Source organism: Caballeronia eucalypticola, assembly GCF_047608185.1.
Classification (GTDB): Bacteria; Pseudomonadota; Gammaproteobacteria; order Burkholderiales; family Burkholderiaceae; genus Caballeronia.
Genome location: NZ_JBLKRU010000013.1, coordinates 53,249 through 74,303 on the forward strand (window position 1 = coordinate 53,249; position 21,055 = coordinate 74,303).

Here is a 21,055-nt window from a genome sequence, read left to right on the forward strand (position 1 = left end):
CGATGCAACCATCCCCAAAATCCAATCCTTTTGCGCGGGCCGCCGCTTGCGCGATGCATGGCGCACGGCGCCGCGGAACCGCGGCAGTTGCAATTGTCGCGAAACCGGAATGCGGCGACACGCCGGCCGCCGGCGCACGCGCACGGCAACCGGCGCGACGCGCGTCGTGCCCGGTCGCGGCGCTTCGGCTCGCGGCGGCCATGATGGTCGCCGCCGGCATGAGTCCGCTCGCTCAGACCGAGGCGCAGGCGCAAACGCTGCCACCGGGCGTGAATTTGCCCGCGCTGCCCACGCTACCAGGAGGCCTGCCACGTGCGCCCGACGCCGGCACGCTGCTCCAGCAAACACAGCCCAATCCGAACCCTGGCGCGACGAGCCCCGACAACGGCGACGCGAGCCTGCCCGCGGGCCGGCCGGGCCCGCCCGCCCGGCCCGGATCATCCGCGCAGGCAGCAACTCCTGGCGCGCCGGGCCAGTCATTCGAACTGCGAAGCATCACCTTCACCGGCAACGACAGCGTGTCCGCCACCGACCTGCTGCCGCTCGCGTCGCCGTGGATCGGCAAGCCGGTGACGTTCGACGATCTGCAGGTGGTTGCCGCGCGCATCACGCAGTCGTATCGCGAGCGCGGTTATCTGCTTGCGCAAGCCGTCGTGCCGCCGCAGGACGTCACCGACGGCAACGTCCAGGTCACGGTGCTCGAAGGCCGCATCGGGCACGTGCAAATCAACCTGTCACCCGCCGCGCGCGTTCGCGAGAGCGCCGTGCGCGCCCGGCTTGCGGCCATCACGCCCGGCGCGCCGCTCCAGGAACACGCGCTCGAGCGCGCCATGCTGCTGCTGTCGGACTTGCCGGGCGTGCGCGTCTCGTCGTCGCTGGAGGCGGGCGAGGCGCCCGGCACTGTCGACCTGACCGTCAACGTGGAAGCCGCGCGGCCGTGGCAGTTCGCGCTGACCGGCGACGACTACGGGACGTCGAGCGCGGGGCGGGTACGCATCGGCGCCGTGGCGCGGCTGAACTCGCCATTCATGATCGGCGACAACCTCGACGTCAACCTGCTCGCCGCTGAACGCTTCGATACCGCATACGGGCGCGTCGGCTACGACATGCCGCTCGGGGCGAACGGCACACGCATCGGCGTGGCGGCGTCGCATCTGTACTACTACCTGGGCAAGCAGTACTCCGCACTCGATGCAACCGGCGACGCCGATATCCTGACCTTCTCGGCGTCGCAGCCGCTCGTGCGCTCGCGCCAGCACAACCTGCTGTTGCGCGGCTCGTTGGAGTACCGGCACCTGGTCGACAGGATCGGCGTGATCGGGCAGGACAGCCGCCAGACGCTCTGGGCCGCGAACGGTGCGCTGACCTACGAAGGCCGCGACGCGCTTTTCGGCGGCGGTTTCACGAGCGCCGAGATCCAGTTGACGGCAGCGACTCTTCACATCGATTCGGACCCGCAACGCACCTTCGACCAGGGACCGTTCGGGCGCGACACGCAGGGCGCGAGCCTGCGCGCGACGATGTTCGTCAACCGCCTCAACGCCATCACCAACCGGCTGAGCGTGTTCACCGGGGTCTCGGGGCAATGGGCGGGCCGCAATCTCGACAACTCGTCGCGCGTGGCGCTCGGCGGACCACGCGCCGTGCGCGCCTATTCGCCATCGGAAGCGGTCGTGGACGACGCGCTCATTGCCACCGCCGAGCTGCGCTTTGCCGTGATGCCGAGCCTCACGCTCTCGGCGTTCTACGACTTTGGCATTGGCTGGTACAACGCGCGTCCGGTCAGCGGTGCGCCGGATAACCGCGTGACGCGCGGCGGCGTCGGCATGGGCGCTTTCTGGAGCGGCCCGTGGGGCCTGTCGGCCAACGCCACGCTCGCCTGGCGCACCGGCACGAAGGACAGCACCGGCGACGACAAGGTACCGCGTTTCTATTTGCAGCTGACCAAATCGTTCTAAAGAGAAGAGACCGCGCGGACCGCGCAGACCGTGGCCGCAACCGATGTCATGCCGCGCGCGCGGCGGGAGATTTCGATGAAGACACAGCTCGCCCTGAGCACGCTGGCCGTCGCCGCGTGGATGCTATTTCAGGCGCAGGCGCAAGCCGCGCCGCCCTTGCTCGCTCCCGCACCCAGTGCGCTGCCGGTGCAATACGGCACCAATCCGGGCATCAGCGTCACGACGGGCAAAGACGCGCGCACCCTCACCATCAACCAGAGCGCGCCCACAGTGATCAGCAACTGGACGAGCTTCGATATCGGCTCGCAGGCGAGCGTGGTCGTCAAGCAGCCGACGACGAACTCGACGCTGGTCAGCCAGGTGTTCACGAGCGCACCCACGCGGATCGCGGGCGCGCTGAGCGCGAACGGGCGTGTGTTCGTGATCAATCCGGCCGGCATCACCGTGTTCAACGGCGCGACCATGACGGCGGGCGCGCTGGTGCTATCGACCCTGCCGCTCGACCGCAAGACGCTCACAAGCGACCACTTCGGGTTCAACACTAACAGCGATGGCGTTGCGGGCACCGTCGAGAATCACGGCAAGCTCATTGCCACCACGCCGCAGAACACGCCGTCGGCGACGCGCACCGTCGCCTTGATCGGCGGCAACGTCATCAACGGCACCGACGGCGTCGTCAGCGCCAATGCGGGCACGGCGGCGCTCCTGGCGGGGCGGAACGTGACGCTGGATTTCGCCGCCGACGATCTCACCAAGGTCGTTGTCAACGGCAACGCCTTGCGCGCGGCTATCGAGAACCAGGGCATGGTCGTGGCCGATGGCGGTCAGGCGCTGATGACGCTGCGCACAGCCGATGACCTGATCTCGACGGCGCTGAATCAGGACGGCATCGTGCGCGCGCAGTCGGTCGCGACGCGCGGCGGGCGCATCGTGCTGGACGGCGGCTCGGGGATGGTGCAGGTCACCGGCACGCTGGACGCCAGCGGCGGCGCCAACGGCGTGCCGGCGCGCGGCGGCAACATCGATGTCACGGGCGGCACGGTGCACCTGAGTTCGACCGCGCTCGTCGATGCGAACGGCACGGCGGCCACCGCGCAAGGCGCAGGCGGCGGCCGGGTTCGTATTGGCGGCATTGGCGAGAGTGCGCTGCAATCGGGCGCGGCTGTCGATCTGACCCGCGCCGGCAGCGTGCAGATCGATGCGGGCGCGCGGGTGCGCGCCGCCGCCGCCGCGCCGGCCGCCGCCAGCAGGTATGTGCTGGCGGGCACCGAAGCGCCGGCGAAGGGTGCTGGCGGCGAGGTGATCGTGGACGGCGCGGCGGCGACCATTGCCGGCACGCTCTCGGCCTCGGGCGGCGCGCTGGGCGGGAACGGCGGCACGGTCGAAACTTCGTCGCCCACGCTCGATGTGAGCCAGGCGCAGGTCAGCGCGCATGCGGTCAATGGCGCCGCGGGGCAATGGCTGATCGATTCGGCGGGAGTCGACATCGACATCGTGGCGAATCCGCCGCTCGTGGCAACGGGCAGCGGCGGCGTGCGTATCGTGGCGGACCAAGCGCCTGCCGCGCAGGGCCAGGTGAGTGCCGATGCGATCGACCGCGCGCTCAGCAATGGCACGTCGGTGACGGTGCGCTCCTATACGGGCGGCGCCGTGGTGGCGGCCGCGCCGCTGTACACCACCCCCGCGCCGCAGCCGGCCGGCACGATCACCCTCGACGCCTCGATCCTCAAGAGCGCGCAAGGCGCACCGAGCAACGTGCAATTCGCGCTGCAATCCTATGGAGGCATTGAAGTATCGAACGAAGGCGCGACGTCGGTGAGCGCCGCGCCCAACGCTGGCGCGCTCGGCGTATTGATGCAGACGGACTATCGGAATCCGGCCACGCCGTCCCACAGCGTGACGCTCGACGCCGCGAATTTCGTCACGAACGGCGGGGACTTCAGCGTGCAGGCGCCGGTCATCGACATGGACGGCGTGAGCATCGACACGCGGGTCCTGAACGCGCTGGCAACCAGCGGCGCGGTCACCATGACCGGCAACGGCATCGCCTTGAACGACAGCAGCATCACCACCTCCAGCAGCTCGATCAGCCTCACCGCGACAGGGGGCGGCTTGTCGATCGAGTCGTATCCACCCAATCTCGATGACCCGTCCGCGACGCTTGTTTCATCGAGCAAGCTGACAAGCGGCACCGGCTCGATCTCGCTGTACGGCAGCAAGGTGTATGCGCCGCCAGTGGCGGAGATTGCCGAGGTGGCGGCACTCTCGTCGCTTTCGTCACTTTCGTCTCAGTCTGGCGTCTCGTTGCAGAACGTGTCGGTGAGCACGCAGGGCGGCGCGATCGACGTGCGCGGTCTGGGCTTGCCGCTCAAAGGGACCGGCAGCGTCAACGGCGTCTCGCTCAACCAGGTGTCGATGTCCACCTCGGGCGGACCGCAAGCCTATGTCGCGCTGTCCGGGCAGGGGACGGGCGCGGGCGCGGGCATTGTCGCGCGCGGGTCGGCGATCGGCGGCGCCGGCCAGCAGGGCGACGTCATCCTGCGCGCGCAAGGCGGCACGAACGGCGGTGCGCTCGACCTTGGGACGAGCGGCACGCAGAACCGCTTCGCGAGCACCGGCAATCTCGTCGCGATGCCAGGCGGCGTCGATGCGAACTTTGCCCTTGCCGCCGCCAACGCGACGTCGATCGTGATCGGCGAGCCGTCGGGCGGCTTCGGACTGTCCCTCACCGATCTCGCGCAGATGACCGGCGTAGACACGCTGATCGTGGGGAGCGCGACTCACACCGGGCGCATCACGGTTGACGCGGCCAGCCCGTTTCTCACCAATCTCACGCTGCAGAATCTGGGCGCGGGCAGTCAGGGCATCCTCGCTTACGGCGCCGTGAACGTGGCGGGCAAGATGCTCGCGATTGCCTCGGCGGGCGCCGTGACGATGCCGGACGCGGTGACCGCCAATGCGCTTCTGCTGAGCGGGCCGGGCACGTTTTCGCTGACCAGCGCGGGGAATTCGGTCAACACGCTGGCAATGTCCGGCGCGGGCGGCGTCACGTTCGTGAATGCGCATGGGTTCAATATCGGCGCGCTCAAGGGTTCGGCGTATGGCAGTGCGGCGCAGAACGGGCCGGCGAATGTGATCGACGCGTCGAACTCGACCGTGAACGGTGCGCTGTTCACACGGGCGCTGACGGGAAATATCGGGCTTGGCGGTGGTTCCGCGCAGTTGCATGGCGTTGGCGACCGGCTGGGCGCGAGCGGCGCGACGAACGTGAACCTGAAAACGGGCGGTGCGTTCGATCTCGTGATGGACGGGCCGGGTGGCCACTTCGTCAATGCGGGTGCGGGCAACGTGTCGTCCGGCGCGACCTGGCGAATCTGGGCCGACACGCAGACCGGTGAAACGCGCGGAGCGGTATCGCCAGGCGGTGCGACGCCGAACGTGTATGGATGCGTGTATGGCGCTTGTAACCCGGATATGCAGGCTAATCATTTCCTGTACGCGGGGAGTGAGGGCGTGAACAACCCGAAGAATCCGAATAATCCGAACGGCCCGAGTGGTCCGAACAACCCGAACGGTCCGAGTGGTCCGAGCGACCCGAATGGCCCGAATGGCCCGAACGTTCGCAAAAACCCGAACGACAACATCATCACCAACCAACAAAATGCCCCCGGAACCTTATTCACCCAAACCGGCCTGCAATCCTTCTTCACTGACGCACAGCATTCGTTCCTCTACGACAACAACCTCGCCGGCGTGATGTCGCGCGGCGGCACGTCGGTGTGCATGGGTTCGAATCAGCCGCTGGCGTCGAACCTGCCCGCGGATACCGCGCCCGATGCGCTCGCCGTCGAATGGCGGCGCGTGCGCTCGCAGCCCAATCTGAACAATTGCATCATCGTCAACCGGCCACACGGCTGCGGCGATTTCTGAGGACGGCACCATGACCTACACACGAGGCATCGACATGCAGGAATCCGAATCGATCAACGGACGCTCCGGCACATTGCTGTACGAAACGCTCGAGCCGTTGCTCGCGCCCGTGCCCGGCGCCGCGCCGGGCGGCCCGAACCTCGAAAATGACCGTGAGTTCCTGGCGCTAGAAATCGACGTTTTAGGCAGCCCCGAGAAGAGCATCGGCAACGACGTGAAGCCGGCGGTGCCCCCGAACTGGATCGACATTCAGGCGCGCGCTGAAAACCTGTTGATGCGCTCGAAAGACCTGCGCGTGGCGCTCATCTACATGCAGGCGGCTGTCGCGCTCAACGGCCTCGCCGGCTGCGAAGCGGGCTTGCATCTGCTGCGCGAACTGGTGGTGCGCTTCTGGGACACGCTGCACCCCGAACTGAAAGCGATCACGAATGCGCCCGGCGAATTCGACGCGTCGTGGCGTTGCAACGTGCTGACTGCGCTGCGCGGCCCCGCTTTCCTGCGCGCGCTGCGCGACCTGCCGCTCGTGCAAATGCGCAACCCGGTTCCGACGGTGCGTGAAATCGAGCGGGCGGAGCGCGACGAGCTGCCCGCCCCGGCGCTCAATCAGTATCACAAGCAGCTCGACGACGCCGTGCGCGATCAGCGTGCAGGATTGGAGGTCGCGCTGCGCCTTCCCGGCGCGGTGTCCGCGCTGGAGGACGCATTGCACGAGCGCTGCGTCGAGCCGTCGGCGCCGCGCTTTGAGCAGCTCGCGCAGACTGCCGAGGCGCTTGCGCAGGCCGTGGGCAATGCCTTCGCGCGCCAGGCCGAAAAAGCCGCCGCCACGGCAACCGAAGCACTTGGCGCCGCCATGTCGCCATCGGAGGCGAACGGGAGCAACCGTGAACGCGCGTCAGCCTTGCCAGCCCTGCCAGCTTTGTCAGCCGCGCCACGCGGCGCGCATCCGGCCACCGGCAAGCTTACATCCCGCGCCGACGCCATCGCCTGGCTCGACGCGGTGAGCGCCTTTCTGGAGCAGTCCGAGCCGGCGCATCCCGCGCCGCTCTTGATCCGTCGCGCGAGCGCGTTGCTCGGCATGGATTTTCTTGGCGTGATGCGCGAACTCGTGCCGGACGCGCTGCAGCAGGTTCGCGCCATCGCCGGTGTCGGCGCCGAGCGCAATTGAAGTCGCCGAGGTCGAGGGATTTTTTTCAATACGCGCGATGTGAATCGTCTTGTCGACAGTCCCTTGACTGTCGTCTTTATGGAGGATGCAAATCATGGATAGTGGACAGAAATGGATCAGCCGCAACCGCGAGCCGCGCGTGCAGATCCAAATGGATGTGGAGGAAGGCGGCGCGGAGAAACGCAAGGAACTTCCGTTCGTCATGGCCGTGCTGTCGGACCTGAGCGGCAAGACGACCGACACCGTGCCGCCCGTCAACGATCGCGACTTCCTGGAATACGACATCGACACCTTCGCGGGACGTCTGGCGGCCATGAAACCGTCCGTCGCCTTCACCGTGAAGAACACCCTGACCGACGAGGACAACCTGCAGGTCGCGCTCACCTTCACGTCGATGGATGATTTCGGCCCGGGCGCGATCGCGCGCAACGTGCCCGAACTGAACGAGTACCTGAAGGTCCGCATGCAACTCGACCGCCTCAAGCTGATGCTCGACGGCAGGGGCGGGGCGGAGAAGGCGCTCACCGAGGCCTTGAGGAATCCGGATTATCTAAGGCTGCTCGCCGCCGGCAGGAACGACGCGGCCGTGCCGGGCGCATCCGATGACGACGCCGCGGACCCAGCGAATCCGGACGCAGCTTCTCCCAACGATCAATGATCCCGATGACCCCGATCATCTCAACGATCTTCATGACTCGCCAGCGAGGACTTTGCCATGCCCGACACCATCACCAATCTTGAGACCGCGGCGCTCGCGCCCGAGGCGGCCGACGCCAAATTCGACCTCTTCTACAACATGCTGCAGAAGGAATTCCGGCCCCGCACCGATGAGGCCGAACGCGCCGTGCAAAGCGCCCTTCAGACGCTCGCGCAGCAGGCGCTGCAGGAAGATTCGCTTGTCTCCGACGACACGCTGCGAACCATCGATGCGATGATCGCGGCAATCGACGAGAAGCTGACCCGGCAGGTCAACCTGATCCTGCATCACCCGGATTTCCAACGGCTGGAAGGCGCCTGGCGCGGACTCGACTACCTCGTGCGCAACACCGAGACCGACACCAAGCTCAAGATCCGCGTGCTGAACATCAAGAAGCAGGAGCTGGGCGACATGCTGCGCGGCGCCATGGGCGCGGGGTGGGATCAGACGCCGTTCTTCAAGCGCGTGTACGAGCACGAGTTCGGCGTGCTGGGCGGCGAACCTTATGGTGCGATCATCGGCGACTATTACTTCGATCATCATCCGCAGGACGTCAAGCTGCTGGGCGAGATCGCCAAGACGGCCGCGGCCGCGCATGCGCCGTTCGTGGCCGCCGTGGCGCCGTCGCTGCTCGGTCTCGATTCGTGGCAGGAACTCGACAACAAGCGCGATGTCAGCAAGATCTTCGTGACCGACGACTACGCGCCCTGGCGCTCGTTGCGCGATTCCGACGATTCGCGCTATCTCGCGCTCACCATGCCGCGCTTTCTCGCGCGGCTGCCTTACGGGGCGAAGACCGATCCGGTGAGCGCGTTCGATTTCGAGGAAGACGTGGACGGCACCAACCACGAACGCTACGCCTGGGCCAATGCCGCGTATGCCATGGCGGTGAACATCAACCGGTCGTTCAAGCTGTATGGCTGGTGCACGCGCATCCGCGGCGCCGAAAGCGGCGGCAGCGTGCCGAACCTGCCGCTTCACGCATTCCCGACCGACGATGGCGGCGTGGACTCGAAGTGCCCAACTGAAATCGCCATTTCGGAGCGCCGCGAGTTCGAACTGTCCAACAACGGCTTGCTGCCGCTGATCCATCGCAAGCACAGCGACGAAGCGGTGTTCATGGGCGGGCAGACCTTGCAGAAGCCGGCCAAATACAATCGTTCCTTCGCCAACGAGAACGCCGAGTTGTCGGCGCGGCTTCCCTACGTGTTCGCATGCAGCCGCTTCGCGCACTACCTCAAGCATCTGTGCCGCGAGCAGATCGGCTCGTTCAAGGAACGCGAGGACATGGAGAAATTCCTGAACGGCTGGATCAGCGATTACGTCGACGGCGATCCGGCCAATTCGACGGTCATCACCAAGTCGCAGAAGCCGCTGGCGGCCGCCAAGGTCGAGGTGCAGGAAGAGGAGGGCAAGCCGGGGTATTACCGCGCGACGTTCTGGTTGCGGCCGCATTATCAACTGGAAAAGCTGGGCGTATCACTGCGGCTCGTGTCGCGCTTGCCGGAAGTGAAAGGCTAGGAAAGGCCGTGCGCGAGCGCACGGCTACGCAGCCCCGCCACGCCGGCGGGGCTTTTTTTATCGCGTGAATTATGAAGTGAATTATGAAGTGACTTATCAAGCGATTTATGACGTGATCCTCACGCCACGCGTCTGGGCCGCGGCCGGGTCGTCCGGCTTCAAGGCCAGGATCGTCACCTCTCTCGGCGCGCCCGCCCACACGGCAACCGCGCTGAGGTTGTCCGCCTGCGGCGGCGCGACGCGCCGCACGCGCGCGGCGAGCGCCGCAAGCCAGCCATTGGCGTCGTCGGCCTCGCCGATCGACTCGATCATCTCGGCTTCGTCTATGTGTTCCCACAGCCCGTCGCTGCAGATGAGGAACGTGTCGCCGTCCGCGATCGCGAAGGGCGTGGTCGCCGCCTCCACTTCCAGCGCATCGGTCGTGCCGAGCGCGGCGAGCAGGAGGCTGCGCATTGGATGGCCGCGCATTTCGTGCGAGGCGAGCAGACGCGCGTCGACCAGGTTCTGGACCATGCTGTGATCGACGGTCTGCAGCGCCGTGCGCCCCTGGCGAAAACAGTAGATGCGCGTGTCGCCGCAATGCGCCCAGGCGGCGCTCGCGGTGAGCGGATCGATGGCGAGGACCGCGGCAGTCGAGCGCATGTGCGCGAGGACGCCACCGGCTGCCTGCGCTTGCACGATGGCGCGATTCGCGGCGAATAGCGCATCGGCCAGTTGCGCGGTGCTGATGGCGGTGTGCATCGCGCATTGGCCGAGCACCGCGCAAACGGTGTCGACGGTGAGTTGCGCCGCGACGTCTCCGCCGCCGTGGCCGCCGGCGCCATCGGCGACGACGCCCGCTAGCAGCCGCGTGTGCCGGATGAGCGCGAGCCGGTCTTCGTTGCTCCGGCGTCCGCCGCGATCCGTGATGCTGGCAAGATCGAAACGCATCGGGTTCCTCTAATCTTGATGTTTATGCTGCTCGACGGATTCTTCGTATGCCGAACGAAATGCCGCACCGAACAGCGTGAAAAAATCTTCTTCCGATTCACCTACGAGACGCGCATAGAGCGCCGCGAAGCTGCGCCACCGTTGCGCGTCGCGCAGGACCGGCAGAAGGTTCTGCGCATTCGAGGGCGGTGGCAGCAGCGCATCGATGCGTTGCGGCGAGAAACGTTCGAACATTCCGCCGATGGCGCCGCGCAAGCCCGCCAGAAAGCCGAACTGATGCGCTCGCAAATCGTTGCAGGCATCGCGCAAGGCGGCGCTGCCGCCCAGATAGCCGCGCCGTGGTACGCCGAGTACGCTGCGCAGCGCCGCATCGGCATTGGCTGCATGCTTGAGGGGATTGTTGTCGCGCGGCTCGATCAGGGTGAGCCGCGCGTGCAGCATCTGCTTGACCGCCTGACGCGCGATGAGCAGATCGACCGTGCCCTGCAAGGCTTCGCGCAAGAGCGCGCCGAGCCGTTCGGCGAACTCGGGGGTGAATTCCGCGAGGTCCGCGTCATCGATGCCCGCGCCGCGCGCGAAAGAGGCGCGCAGCGACAGCGCGCTCACGTCCCTGCTCATGTCCCTGTTCACGTCCGCGTCCACGTTGACCTGAGCGGCCGGTGCCTCCTTGCGTGCCGGTTCGGCAACGCTCGCGCGCGGCGTCGTGAACTCGGGCGTGATGAACGCGCTCTCGATGCCAAGCCCGCTTTCCGGCAGGGCGCGGGGCGGCACGTCCTGCGTCGCGCGCAAGAGGCTCTCCATCGGGTTGTCGCCCTGGTGTGTGTTGGGCGCGGACACCGGTTCGGCGAGTGGTGACGCAGCGGGCCTCGGTACGCGCCGGGGCGCGTGTTCCGGCATGAAAAAGCGCAGTGGATCCGTCTCGGTGTGGCCGGGCACGTCGAAGCTGCTGTCCGCGTCGGCGAACTGGGCATGAGACGACTCACAAGACGACGCGGAACAAGCCTGCGCCGCTGCGTCGATGCGCACCATGATGTCGTAAGCGCCTATCTGCACGGCATCGCCGTGCTCAAGCGCGACTTCGTCTCCGGCCGCAACCGGGCGGCCGTTCACCAGCACGGGATTGGCGCCCTGCTGCGCGAGCTGCCAGCGGCCCCCGCGGCGCTCGACGCGCGCATGCACGCGCGATACGAGCCGCTCGGGATCGGCCAGCACGAGCCGGCTGGTCTCGGCTCGGCCGATGGTGCCGCCTTCGACATCGAACGAGGCGCTAAGCGGTTCGGCGAGCGGCTGCCCGCGGCAGGCGGTGACGGTGAGCGTGAGCATCGGTCATGCTTCCTTGAAAAACCCGCCTGGCGCGCGAGGCTGGAAAAAGCCACGCGCAGCGAGTGACAGGGTCGTGGGCGCGTTCATTCAAAGCTGTAGTCGAAGTCGCCGTCGCGCACGGCCAGCCCGATGTGCGTGAGCGGCGCACCGTTCGCGATGCGGCTGAGGAACTCGGTCGAGATGCGCGGCAGCACGGTGTTGGTAAGCAGCGCGCCGATCGCGCGTCCGCCCGCTTCCACATCGTTGCAGCGCGCGACGATCAGCTCGACCGCGGCTTCGTCGTACTTGAACGACACGTGATGGTGCTCCGCCACGCGCCGTGCGATGCGCTCGAGCTGCAGCCGCACGATGCGCCCGATCATCTCGTCACTGAGCGGGTAATACGGCACCGTGACGAGACGGCCGAGCAGGGCCGCGGGAAACACGTCGAGCAACGGTGCGCGCAAGGCCGCGGTGAGTTCCTCGGGCGAGGGCAGCGACGCGCTCGCGCGGCACGCGCGCTGGATGAGCGCGTCGCCCACATTCGACGTAAGCAGGATGATCGTGTTCCTGAAATCGATACGGCGTCCCTCGCCATCTTCCATCGAGCCTTTGTCGAAGACCTGGTAGAAGAGCTCGTGCACGTCGGGATGCGCCTTTTCGATCTCGTCGAGCAACACGACGCTATAAGGCCTGCGCCGCACCGCCTCGGTGAGCACGCCGCCCTTGCCATAGCCCACGTAGCCGGGAGGCGCGCCCTTGAGCGTCGACAGGGTATGCGCTTCCTGGAACTCGCTCATGTTGACCGTGATCACGTTCTGCTCGCCGCCAAACAGTGTTTCAGCGAGCGCGAGCGCGGTTTCGGTCTTGCCGACGCCCGAGCTGCCGCACAGCAGGAATACGCCCACCGGCTTGCACTGCTCGTCGAGACGCGCACGTGATGTCTGGATCCGCCGCGCGATGGTCCTGAGCGCATGGCGCTGTCCGATCACGCGCTGGTCGAGAATGTCAGGCAGCTTCAGGATGGTGTCGATCTCGTCGCGCATCATGCGGCCGAGCGGGATGCCGGTCCAGTCGGCGACGACGCTCGCCACGGCGCCTTCATCGACGCTGGAGAGCACGAGCGGCGTTTCGCCCTGCAACGCACTGAGTCGGGCCTGACAGTCGCGCAGTCCGGCGAGCAGGGTTGCGCGCCGGTCGGCGGCGGCAGCCTCGGGAAAGCCGGAAGCGCCGGCTTCGGTGGGCTCGCGTAGCGCCGCCCGCGCGGCAAACATCTGTTCGACGAGCGCGCGCTCTTCCTTCCAGCGCGCCTGCAGCTTGTCGAGCGCGGCTTGCTGCGAGGCCAGCTCGTCATTGAGCGCCGCGGCGCGGCCGCCGCGCTCAAGCCCGATGCTCCGTTCGCGTTCGAGGATCGCGGCCTCCACGCGCAACGCCTCGATGCGCCGCTGCAGGTCCTCGACCGCGGCGGGCGTCGCGTGCTGGCTCACGGTCACGCGCGCGCAGGCGGTGTCGATCAGGCTCACCGCCTTGTCGGGCAACTGGCGTGCCGGAATATAGCGATGCGAAAGCCGCACGGCGGCTTCCATGGCTTCATCGAGCAGATGCACCCGGTGATGCGCCTCCAGCACCGGCGCGACGCCGCGCAGCATGTCGAGGGCGCGCGCTTCGTCCGGCTCGGCGACCTGGATCGCCTGGAAGCGCCGCGTGAGCGCCGGGTCCTTTTCTATGTATTGCTTGTACTCGGCCCAGGTCGTGGCGCCGATGGTGCGCAGATTGCCACGCGCAAGCGCGGGCTTGAGCAGGTTCGCGGCGTCTCCGGTGCCCGCTGCACCGCCCGCGCCCACGAGCATATGGATTTCATCGATGAAAAGAATGATGGGGCGCGGACTCGCCAGCACTTCGTCAATCACCTGGCGCAGGCGCTTCTCGAACTCGCCCTTGAGGGCCGCGCCCGCCTGCAGCAGGCCGAGATCGAGCGCGAACAGCGCGACGTTCGCGAGCGGCGGCGGCACGTCGCCGCTCGCAAGCCGCTGCGCGAAGCCTTCGACAATCGCCGTCTTGCCGACGCCCGCCTCGCCGGTGAGAAGCGGGTTATTCTGGCGGCGGCGCATCAGGACGTCGACGATCTGGCGAATCTCCTCGTCGCGGCCGGTGACCGGATCCAGCTCGCCGCGCGCGGCCCGCGCCGTAAGATCCACGGCGTAGCGCGTGAGTGCATCGAGCCGGACGTCCGGTCCGGCCGATCCGGCGCCCTGCGGCGATTGACCGGATTGCCCCAATTGCCCCAATTGCCCCAATTGCGCCGCCTGTCCCATCGACGCGGCGCTCGCGAACACCACGCCATCCTGCGCAATCAGGCCGTCCTCGGCGTCGCCGTGCGTGATGGCGTCGAAGTTGTCACGCAGATTGTCCAGCTTGATGCGCTCGAACTGCTTCGACATCGCGAGAAGGAGCATGCGCTTCTGGAACTTGTCGAGCAGCGCGATCAGCAGATAGCCGCTGCGCACCTGCGCATCGTGGCAGACCAGCGTGGCGTGGGACCAGGCCGCGTCGATGGCGTCGATGAGCGGCGTGGACGGCACGGGTTCCGATGTGCGCCCGCGCGGCAGACGCTCCAGCGCGCGCGTCAGGTCGGCGGCAAGGCGTGCGGCATCGATGCCGTAATGATCGACGATACGCATGAGATCGCTGCCGGCATTGCGCAACAGCACCTCGAACAGGTGCTCGAGTTCGACATAGGGATTGCGCCGGCTGGCGCAGAAACTCGTCGCTTCGATCATCGCGTCGTGCACGAGCGGATTGAACTTGCCGATATACATCGCGAAGGTGGTGCGGTCCATGATTTCTCCCTTTCGATCGGTTCTTGCCAAGACTTGCCGAGACCTACCTGGACGAATTGCCCGGGCGCGGATTGGAACGAGGTTGTGGCGGCGGATACTCGGAGCCTGGCAGCGGCACGCGCATTTCCGCGTCGATGAGCGGGCCGCTTGCGGCTTGCGTGTCGCCCGGTCGGCCCGCGAAGAACGTGGTCCAGCCGAGGCGCGCGCCGCGGCCGAGCCGGAGTTCCGGCACTTCGTCGCGTTGGAGCACGAGGTGCACGTCCCACGCGAGTTCGCGATTCAGGTATTGGCGCACCAGCGCCGTAAGCACCGGCAGGCGCTCGCCGCCCGGCAGGAGCGAGATGAATTCAGCGAGCGTGAGCGCCCCGGCGATCAAGCGGAACCTGAACTGGCGCGTCAGCACATGCGCGCCCAGCACGGTGCTCTCGCCAAGGCGCCGGCTCGCGCTGAGCGTGAGCCGCTCGTCGGCCGCCACCGCAAGGCGCTCGCAGACGAATGGTTCCAGGCGCAGCGGCACCCGCAGGCCGTCGGCAAGTATCGAGAGCAGTCCCTCGGGCGGGCGCGTCTCCTTGGCGAAGTGCATGGCATGGCGCAGCTTGAGGTGATCGTGCGCGGCGTCGCGACGCTGGCAACTCGCGTGGCCGATTCCAAACAGCGCGCCAATGAACCGGCCAAAGCGGTCGTCTCCGGCGCGGTCGAGACTGGCGGCCGGCTGCGCCTGCGCGAACGCGCGATAAAAAAGCAATGCGTAACGATGCGTGAGCAGATCGAGAAAACGCACGAGGGTCTCGTCGTGTTCATGCAGCAGACGGTCGCGCGCGTATTCGGTCAGATGCAGCGGCAGCGGCCCGTTTGGCCCAAGCAAGCCGAAGAAGTATTGCGACAGCCGCGCGGGGCGCACGAGGGAATGCGCATGGGCATGGGAATGGGCATCGGCGGCATCTGGATTTCCATCCGGCTCGAAGGCGCACTCGAGCGACGCGATCGGCGCCGGGGCGAACGCGAGCGACGGCGTCTGCGCAATGCGCAGCGGCTCCTGCGCCGGACGCGGCGCGCACCCGAGGCGCGGCAAGCCCGGCGTCAACGCCTCGACGCGCCGCAAGACCTGGAAAAAGTGATGCCGATGCGGCGCGTCGGCGACTTCCCGCAAGTAGTCCGCGAGCTCGCGCGCACGAGTGTCCTCGTGCGGGACGCTCAGATCGTCGGTCGGCCGCCGCATCGCGGGGATCCTGAGTGAATCGTGCGCCCGTCCACGCCGCGCACGGTGGTTTGAACAAAGGAATTGATCGATACGTAACGCGCGAAGAATGTGTCGAGCACGCGCGCGAGCAGGTGCGCGCCCGCGCCGGCGAAAGCGGTTTCGTCGAAGACCAGCTCGACGGCGAGGCCGCGCCCGAAGGTGATCGGACCGGGTATCGCGAGACGGCGTACCACCGGCACCGCACGCACCGAGCGCACGCCGGCGGCCTGGGCGGCGGCTTGCGCATCGCCGGGCGCCACGTGCAGCATCAGGAGCGCGCGCAGGGCAGCGGCGCCTTCCTCGGGGTTGGTATCGAGCAGGGACAGGTAGTTGAGCGAAAGATGATCGACGAGCCGCCAGCCATCCTGCGCGTCGAGGATCGCGGGAATCGGGCGGGACGGCCCGCACACGCGGCGAATGGCGCGCACCGGCGCGGCGCAATCGAGCGTGAAATCGCCCTTGGCACCGCCAAGCGGCAGGGCCAGCGGCAGGTCCCGGTTAGTGCAAAGCGTTTCGAAGGCGAGCTGGCGCAGCGTGCGCGGCCACGGCGCCTGCCGCGCGTCGACGACCGACACGTACATTTCGCTGCCAACATATCCCGTATCGATGCCACCCGCGCGACGCACGGTGTCCACGCCGCGCGGTGCGCGTTCGCTCGTGAAATAGGCGGCATGGTCGGTGCGCGCGTCGTGGAACGCGGCGTAGAACGGCTGGAAGACCTGCTCGCCCGTCACGCTGCCGCCGTAGCCGCGCACCCCGCAGACCGAATGCACCTCGAAATCGAGCGGGCGCGAGCGGTCGGGCACCACGTGGAAATTGGTGCTCTGATCGCTCACGAGCGCGCGGTCGGCCTGCTTCGGGAACAGGTTGACGGCGGGTACGCAATGCAGCAGCACGTGCTCACGGGAAACCGTATGTTCAAGCGCGGCATCGGCCCGGTCGATGAGCACGTTGATCTCGAATTCGCGCCCTTCAATATACGGGAGCGCCTGCGCCAGACCCGCGATGCGCAGGAAGCGAAAACGCGGCGCGAAGGCGAAGTATTCGCGCAGATGCCGGTAGCCGCGCAAGCCCTGTGCGGTGACGGGCAGCAGCGCTTCGTCATCGTCGAAACCCGGATGAGACACGGCACTCGCCGCCAGTGGAAAGAGCCGCTGCAGCGGCCGCGCCGGCGCGCTCACGGTGAGCGCGAGCGCATGCGACGACACGGCTTCGTGCAACCGCCACGCCACCGTTTCGTCGCCGCTGAAAAAGAGCGTGAGTGTATCGAGAGCGAGCATGTTAACGCTCAGCCCCTCCGGCACGCAGAGCCGAAGCCGCAGCACGCCGCGCACGCGGTTCACGAAGGGCGCGAGCGCCTGTGCTCCGGCCAGCGGCAGGTCGCTCGCGCGTGGCAGCCAGGCCGCTTCCGTGACCTCCAGCGGCCACAGCGACAACGCGCAGCCGGTCCGGAACAGGCACGCGGTGCGGGTGTTGAGCGCCTCCTTCGAGGCGAGCATCGCGCCGCGCGGCAGCGTGAAGCCGCGCGCCAGGTTCGGGTTGCTGAAGTCGGGTTGCAGTTGCGCGACGAGCATCGACGGCGTGGGCGCGAGCGCTTGCGGCATCAACGTTTGCATCATGCGTTGCGTGAAGCGCGGGAATTCCTCTTCGAGCCTGAGTTGCACGCGCGCCGCGAGAAACGCGCTGCCTTCCAGCAAGCGCTCGACATAAGGGTCGGCGACTTCGGTGCTGCCATCGTGCTGCAAGCCGAGGCGGCCGGCGATCTTCGGAAAGTCGCGCGCGAACTCGGCGCCCATCTCGCGCAGATAGCGCAATTCCGTTTCGTAGTGGCGCAGCAGGCGCGGATCCATGGCGTCACGCTCCCGCTTCGTGCACGGTCACGCCGCCGTCTTCCAGATCGATCTGCGTGCGCAGGACGATCGCGAGCGAAGCCGGGCGAAACCACAACAGCGCGCGAATCACGAGCGCGATCTGTTTGAGGGATTCGTCCGCCTGGTCGCCGCCCGCCCGCTCGATCTCGATTGACGACGGCAGGATGCGCGGCTCGAAGCGCACGATGGCCTCGCGGATCGCTGTGTGCAGGCGCGGCACGTCGACGCTCGCCGCAAAGCCGCCGACGAAGTTCGGCAAGCCGTAGTTCAGCACGGAATCGCTTGCGTACGGATGAAGGCTGGCGTCGATATCGCGCGGCTGCCCCGCCGCGTTGAAGAGCCAGCGCAGCTCGCGCAGCACCGACGCGCGCAGTCCTTCGCCAGACATCAGGCGCGCGTCCAGCGGCTCGCTCTTGCGCTGCGGATGCTCGTCGGTCAAGCGATCGAGCAGTGATGGCTGGAGGCGCATGCCGCGGGTCGTCTCGATCATGTCGCGTGTCTCGTGTCTTGTGCAGGGGGAGGGCGGGTACGGCGCATACAGCACATACGGCACATACGGCACATACGGCACATACGGCACATACGGCGGCCGTGCGAATGCGCCGTCTGCTACAGGACGAACCATGTGCCCGCGCTTTGAAACGCCGTAACGCGCGCTCCATTGCTTCCACTACAACTAGCGAAGCCGGCCGCTTTTCAAAAGAACCGGTCCACGCCCGTCTTGCCGATGCAGTTTCCCCATGACTTTCAAGCGGAGTCCTCAATGGCAAACGATATCTATCTCAAGATCGACGGCATCGAAGGCGAAAGCGTCAAAAAGGGCGCCGAGAAGACCATCCAGTTGCTGAGCTGGAAATGTGGCGTAACCAACAAGCACAGCGCGGATCACGGAGGCGGTCTCGGCAGCGGCAAGGCCGAGCCGCACCACCTCGAGTTCACGCATCACTACGACAAGGCGTCGCCCGTGCTCCAGCGCCATTGCGCGGCGGGCAAGCATTTGCCGAACGTGAAGCTCGTCGTATCGAAATCGGGCGATGGCCAGAAGGAATACCTGACCGTCACGCTCAAGAACGCATTCGTCACGCACATCTCGCACGACTGCCAGACCGACGCGACCGTGAGCACCGTGCACCTCGCCTATGAAGACATCGAGCACGAATACAAGCAGCAAGGCGATGACGGCAGCATGAAGGGTTCGGTCAAGGCGGGCTGGAACACCAAGACGCACGAACTCCGCTGAAGCGGCGCACGCCTCGTTTCACGACTGCTTTCACGTCTGCTTCACGATAGCCCTCGGGGGTGCATGCATGACTTCTGCTGCGATGAGCATCGATACGCCGCTAGGCCAGGACCTGCTGTTTCATACCTTGCGCGGCACGGTCGAACTGGGGCGTCTGACGCGCTACGACGTGATCCTGCTGTCCGCACGCGGCGACATCGAGCTATGCAAGGTGCTCGGCCAGCGTGTGACGGTGCGCATCGCGCTGCCGGACGGCGGCGAGCGGGCGATGCCGGGTTATGTCGTCACCTTCCGGCAATGCGGCATGCACGGGCGGATGCACGCTTACCGCGCGTGCATCCGCCCGTGGCTGTGGCTGCTGACCCGGCGCACCAACTGCCGCATCTTCCAGAACATGGCGGTGCCCGATATCGTCAAGGCGGTGCTCGCGGATCCGATGTACCAAAGCCTGGAGCAAGGCGAGATCCGCTGGCAGGCCGATGCACGCCATCACCCGGCGCGCGAATACTGCGTGCAGTACCGCGAGTCCGACTTTGCGTTCATCAGCCGCCTGCTGGAGGACGAAGGCATCTGCTACTGGTTCCAGGAGCGCGACGGCAACGAAACGCTCGTTTTCGGCGATGGCGCCGCGGTGCACGAATGCACGCCGGGCTACGAACAACTGCCGTTTCGCAGCTCGGAGGCAGGCGTGCCTTTGATGGAGTTCGTGACGCAATGGGAAACGCATTACGCGATTGAGACGCGCAATTTCGTACTGACCGATTACGACTTCGAGAATCCCACGCGGCCGCTGCTCAAGCAGTCCGTCAAGGACATGCCGGGCTTCGACGACTTCAGCGATCTCGAGCAGTTCGACTATCCGGGCGGTTACGTTGCGCCCGATTACGGCGATAGCCGCGTGCGCACGCGCGGCGACGAAGCCAGCGACTACGACGACAGCGGACCGGACTGGCATCGCGTGGACGCGCTCACCAATGCGCGCGGCTTGCAGGTCGGCGCGCTCTTCACGCTTGAAGATCATCCGCGTAAAGAACAGAACATCCAGTACCTGGTCACGCGCGCCGAGTTCGAGATCGATTACGCGGATTATGAGAGCCTTGGCGAAGGGCACGCGACGCGCTTCGCCTGCCGCTTCAGCGCCATCGACGCGAAACGGCCGTTCGCACCCGCCCGGATCACGAAGCGGCCGACGGTGCGCGGCCCGCAGACCGCCGTCGTGGTAGGACGCAAGACCGACGAGATCTACACCGACAATCATGGCCGCGTGAAGGTGCAGTTCTTCTGGGACCGCGTTGGCAAGTCCGATGAAAACAGCTCGTGCTGGATTCGCGTGAGCCATCCGTGGGCCGGCAAGAACTGGGGCATGGTCGCCATTCCGCGCATTGGCCAGGAGGTGATCGTCGATTTCCTGGAAGGCGATCCTGACCGGCCGATCATCGTCGGGCGGCTATACAACGCCGACCAGATGCCGCCGTACGACCTGCCCGCGAACATGACGCAGTGGGGCGTGAAGAGCCGCTCGACCACGGGCGGCACCGGCGCCCATTGCAACGAGTTGCGCTTTGAGGACAAGAAGGGCCACGAGCAACTCCTGATTCACGCGGAGCGCGATCACAGCCTTGAAGTGGAGGCAAGCGAAACGCATTCGGTGGGCTACGACCGGAGCAAGACGATCGGCCACGACGAAACCGCGCACGTGAAGCGCGACCGCACGGCGAGCGTGGATCGAAACGAGCTCACGACCATCAGGGGCACGCGCACCGAAACCGTGACCGGCGACGAGACGCTCACGTTCCAGGCGAACCGTATCAAGTCGATCACGAACGACGAGACCGCGAGCGTCGGCGGGAACCATCATGAGTCGATCAAGGGCAACGACATTGTTGCCGTTACCGGCGACCGCAGTGTCACCGTGATCGGCTTCAAGCGCGAGATGGTGTCGAAGTCGAAAGAAGAGACGGTCACGGAGGGCAAGAAGCTCAAGGTGGGCGCCGACTACGACCTGAACGTGGACGGGGCGCACAACGCGGTGGTCAAGGGCGACCAGAGCGAGATGATCAACGGCGCGCATAGCGTGACGGTCGGTGGCGCGCAGGCGCTGCATGTGTCGGGGAATCAGGACATCGGCGTCGCGCAGAAGATCACGGTGACGGCGGGCACGTCGTTGAAGCTCGTGTGCGGGAAGTCGACGATCGAGATGGACAACGAAGGGAACATCACGATCAACGGCGAGAACATCACGTCGAAAGGGGCGAAATCGCACACCATCAAAGGCATGACGGTAAGTTGCTCGGCCACCGTGAAGAACACGGTGGAAGGCACCGTGCTCATGCTCAATCCGTGAGCCGCGAGGAGCTTGGT

Annotated in this window: 13 protein-coding genes; 7 read left to right on the top strand and 6 right to left on the bottom strand. The window is 66.5% G+C overall.

The genetic code is table 11. The annotated features are described in order from the left end of the window. The first annotated feature begins 2 nt into the window (after nt 1-2). The 5 genes from ACMX25_RS16980 to tssC all read left to right on the top strand — a co-directional run bounded on the left by ACMX25_RS16980 (nt 3) and on the right by tssC (nt 9,271). Nucleotides 3-1,958 carry a POTRA domain-containing protein gene (locus ACMX25_RS16980; protein ID WP_414951158.1) on the top strand — a complete coding sequence of 652 codons (1,956 nt, stop codon included), beginning with the start codon at nt 3-5 and terminating at the stop codon, nt 1,956-1,958. A 75-nt stretch (nt 1,959-2,033) separates the two neighbouring features. Beyond that, on the top strand, nt 2,034-5,888 hold the full coding sequence (locus tag ACMX25_RS16985) for a beta strand repeat-containing protein (protein WP_414951159.1): 3,855 nt from the start codon (nt 2,034-2,036) through the stop codon (nt 5,886-5,888). A 34-nt stretch (nt 5,889-5,922) separates the two neighbouring features. Then, nucleotides 5,923-7,053, top strand: coding sequence for a type VI secretion system protein TssA (gene tssA, locus ACMX25_RS16990; protein WP_414951160.1), 1,131 nt, complete (start codon nt 5,923-5,925; stop codon nt 7,051-7,053). Nucleotides 7,054-7,138: 85 nt separating this feature from the next. Then, entirely contained in the window at nt 7,139-7,711 is a 573-nt protein-coding gene (gene tssB / locus ACMX25_RS16995) for a type VI secretion system contractile sheath small subunit (protein WP_414951161.1), read from the top strand. A gap of 57 nt (nt 7,712-7,768) precedes the next feature. Next, a complete protein-coding gene (gene tssC, locus ACMX25_RS17000) occupies nt 7,769-9,271 on the top strand; it encodes a type VI secretion system contractile sheath large subunit (protein ID WP_414951162.1) in 1,503 nt (500 codons plus the stop codon). A 105-nt stretch (nt 9,272-9,376) separates the two neighbouring features. Here the strand turns inward: tssC and ACMX25_RS17005 are convergent, their stop codons facing one another. The 6 genes from ACMX25_RS17005 to tssE all read right to left on the bottom strand — a co-directional run bounded on the left by ACMX25_RS17005 (nt 9,377) and on the right by tssE (nt 18,079). Beyond that, complete coding sequence (locus ACMX25_RS17005) at nt 9,377-10,201, bottom strand: PP2C family protein-serine/threonine phosphatase (RefSeq protein ID WP_414951163.1); 825 nt, start codon at nt 10,199-10,201, stop codon at nt 9,377-9,379. Between the two features lie 9 nt (nt 10,202-10,210). Then, a complete protein-coding gene (tagH, locus tag ACMX25_RS17010; RefSeq protein WP_414951164.1) occupies nt 10,211-11,524 on the bottom strand; it encodes a type VI secretion system-associated FHA domain protein TagH in 1,314 nt (437 codons plus the stop codon). 83 nt (nt 11,525-11,607) lie between these two features. After that, complete coding sequence (gene tssH, locus ACMX25_RS17015; RefSeq protein WP_414951165.1) at nt 11,608-14,343, bottom strand: type VI secretion system ATPase TssH; 2,736 nt, start codon at nt 14,341-14,343, stop codon at nt 11,608-11,610. 43 nt (nt 14,344-14,386) lie between these two features. Further along, nucleotides 14,387-15,562, bottom strand: coding sequence for a type VI secretion system baseplate subunit TssG (gene tssG / locus ACMX25_RS17020; RefSeq protein ID WP_414951166.1), 1,176 nt, complete (start codon nt 15,560-15,562; stop codon nt 14,387-14,389). Further along, complete coding sequence (tssF, locus tag ACMX25_RS17025; RefSeq protein ID WP_414951167.1) at nt 15,538-17,433, bottom strand: type VI secretion system baseplate subunit TssF; 1,896 nt, start codon at nt 17,431-17,433, stop codon at nt 15,538-15,540. Before tssF ends, tssG begins: the two co-directional genes overlap by 25 nt. A gap of 4 nt (nt 17,434-17,437) precedes the next feature. After that, entirely contained in the window at nt 17,438-18,079 is a 642-nt protein-coding gene (gene tssE / locus ACMX25_RS17030) for a type VI secretion system baseplate subunit TssE (protein ID WP_414951168.1), read from the bottom strand. A gap of 138 nt (nt 18,080-18,217) precedes the next feature. Here tssE and ACMX25_RS17035 point away from each other — a divergent pair, with 138 nt between their 5' ends. Continuing rightward, nucleotides 18,218-18,694, top strand: coding sequence for an Hcp family type VI secretion system effector (locus ACMX25_RS17035; protein ID WP_414951169.1), 477 nt, complete (start codon nt 18,218-18,220; stop codon nt 18,692-18,694). 67 nt (nt 18,695-18,761) lie between these two features. Further along, nucleotides 18,762-21,038 carry a type VI secretion system Vgr family protein gene (locus tag ACMX25_RS17040; RefSeq protein ID WP_414951170.1) on the top strand — a complete coding sequence of 759 codons (2,277 nt, stop codon included), beginning with the start codon at nt 18,762-18,764 and terminating at the stop codon, nt 21,036-21,038. Nucleotides 21,039-21,055 lie beyond the last annotated feature (17 nt).